The organism is Paenibacillus sp. RU5M, from assembly GCF_900221055.1.
GTDB classification, from domain to species: domain Bacteria; phylum Bacillota; class Bacilli; order Paenibacillales; family Paenibacillaceae; genus Paenibacillus; species Paenibacillus marchantiae.
This window is the reverse complement of the sequence record NZ_OBQM01000032.1, coordinates 1-1,430: the sequence shown is the minus strand read 5'-3', so window position 1 is coordinate 1,430 and position 1,430 is coordinate 1. Positions and strand designations below refer to the sequence as shown.

The following is a 1,430-nucleotide window of genomic DNA, read 5'->3' as shown; positions in this document are numbered from 1 at the left end:
GCAATCAGATGGCTTCTGTATTCATCAGGAGTCATCTTTTTTAATGTCCATTGGTACCGTTCGGTGTTGTAGTAGGTGATGTATTCATTGACGCGAACTCTCAGCTCATGCAGAGATGTGCACTCTTTGTATTCTAGTTCATCTTTCATATGTCCGAAAAACGTCTCCATTGAGGCATTATCCCAACAGTTTCCTTTCCGTGACATGGATTGTTTGAACCCTGATTCAGCAATCATGGAGCGCACCTGTAAGTGTGTGTAGTGAAAACCTTGATCTGAATGGATTACAGCCTCAGGATGAACACTCCCCTCCAGACGATCAAGCAAACGTTGTAGTGTTCGTTTAACAAGGCACACTTCCAAGGTTGAAGATAGGTAGTGGGCTAAGATTTCTCTTGTTGCTCCGTCCTTTACGCAGGACAAATAAGCCCATTGACCGTTTCCATAACGCAAATAAGTGATATCGGTAAGCAAGACCTTTTCAGGTTCTCCGCAGTCAAACTGGCGCTTCAGGAGATTCGGGCATGTTCGGTGCTCTTGAGTAGCTTTAGCCATTTTACGGTATGGATTGGCTTGACGAATAACAGCAATCAGCCTGAATTTACGCATGAGGCGTCGAATTTTTTTGTGATTCATGATGATTCCGTTTAGACGTTCTAGCCGCATTTTTATAACGAGAGCGCCTACTTTTCCTTGGAGTGCATCATAATGCGCCTTAATGAGTACGCCATCTCTTTCATCAGCAAACTCACGAAGCTGGCGTTTTTCCTCCGCAGTGCACCACCGGTAATAACCGCTTGTGCTCACCTCAGCAAGCTTGCATAGATATCGGGTTAGGCGTCTCAATCCGTGTTTACGAACGACCTGATTAATCAGTTGAAAGCGCTCGGAAGACGGTAGTCTATTATCGTTGGGAGGTTGCCTTTCGAGCGCTTCTAGCTTTTTTAAGAGTTCATTCTCGGCCTCAAGGAGCTTGATACGGGCTTCGGCGAGTCGGAGCCTCTCTTCAGCGGATCGCTCGCTACTGTTAGGTCTTCCTGAGCTTCCTTTCCCTCTGCGTTCTTCCAATAATCCAGTTTCACCTAACGAAGCGTGTATCTTACGCCAGCGTTGCAAACATTTCTTTGGTGTCTCCTGCCCAATCAGTCCCATGTCGAATCCCGCTAAAGAGAAAATCTCAATGGGTGTCGACCCAGCTTGATTCGCTCGTACAGCATCCATTTTAAAGGCAGGTGAATAGGTAATATTTTTCTCCGAGACACGAAGTACGGATGGATTCGACTCTAAAACTTGAATCTCTTGTTCTGTAAAAGACCTTCTAATTTCCCCCATGATCTGCACCCTCGCAAACTTTTTCTAATCTGATTAAAACACAAAAGACCCGTAAGAGGGCACTTTTTTCAAAGTGTCTATCTTACGGGTCACAGTTCA

1 protein-coding gene is annotated in these 1,430 nt (G+C 45.3%); it reads right to left on the bottom strand.

Annotated features, from left to right (window positions below; genetic code table 11):
* Positions 1-1,331, bottom strand: a 1,331-nt coding sequence (locus CRO25_RS32920; protein WP_097115857.1) for an IS3 family transposase, incomplete at its 3' end; no start/stop codon positions are given.
* Positions 1,332-1,430 lie beyond the last annotated feature (99 nt).